Here is a 935-nt window from a genome sequence, read left to right on the forward strand (position 1 = left end):
GAAAATCAACATCATTAAAACCTTCGGGTAGCTGTGGTCGACGAGACATCTGTTCTAGATAATGCATGGTAATGATGCCTAAGCATAGTTGGCGGCAGCTTAAGGATTTAGAAAATGCGATTGGTATTACATAGCCGAAGACACCATTGCTAACTTTGAGAAAGAGACGGGCATCAAGGTTCATTACGATGTCTTTGACAGTAATGAAGTACTGGAAGCAAAGCTGCTATCAGGCGGAACCGGGTATGATATCGTTGCACCGTCTGCAGAATTCCTGACTAAACAGATCAATGCCGGTGTTTATCAGCCTCTGGATAAAAAGAAACTGTCCAACTGGAAACATCTGGATGCCAGCCTAATGACCCTGGTGGAAACCTACGACCCTGATAACCAGTTCTCTTTCCCTTATTTATGGGGAACCACTGGCATTGGTTACAATCCGGATCTGGTGAAAAAGCACTTGGGAGAAAATGCACCCACTAATAGCTGGAGCCTGATATTTGATGAAAAAAACATCAGTAAACTCAGCCAGTGTGGCGTCGCTTTTCTGAATGCCCCTACTGAAGTGATTCCAGCAGCCCTTAGCTATCTGGGGCTTGATCCAAACTCAACCAATAGAGCAGATTACGCAAAAGCCGAAGCGCTGCTGATGAAAGTTCGTCCCTATGTCACTTACTTTCACTCTTCCCGCTCAATTTCCGACCTGGCGAATGGTGATATCTGTGTCGCCATGGGCTGGTCAGGGGATGTTCTTCAGGCTGCAGACCGTGCTGCAGAAGCTGACAATGGTGTAACCGTCGAGTATGTTATACCAATCGCATTTTCTAAATCCTTAAGCTGCCGCCAACTATGCTTAGGCATCATTACCATGCATTATCTAGAACAGATGTCTCGTCGACCACAGCTACCCGAAGGTTTTAATGATGTTGATTTTC

Annotated in this window: 2 protein-coding genes; one reads left to right on the forward strand and one right to left on the reverse strand. The window is 45.6% G+C overall.

All coding sequences use genetic code 11. From position 1 onward, the window contains the following. Positions 1 to 184: hypothetical protein (locus AK963_RS29660; RefSeq protein ID WP_139117799.1), on the reverse strand; the 184-nt coding region annotated here is incomplete at its 3' end. Between AK963_RS29660 and AK963_RS29665 the strand changes: the two genes are divergently transcribed. Continuing rightward, the coding region (locus AK963_RS29665; protein WP_274520572.1) for an extracellular solute-binding protein at positions 173 to 935 on the forward strand (763 nt) is incomplete at its 3' end. The genes AK963_RS29660 and AK963_RS29665 overlap by 12 nt on opposite strands.

The sequence above is a fragment of the Endozoicomonas atrinae genome (genome assembly GCF_001647025.1).
GTDB lineage: Bacteria > Pseudomonadota > Gammaproteobacteria > Pseudomonadales > Endozoicomonadaceae > Endozoicomonas > Endozoicomonas atrinae.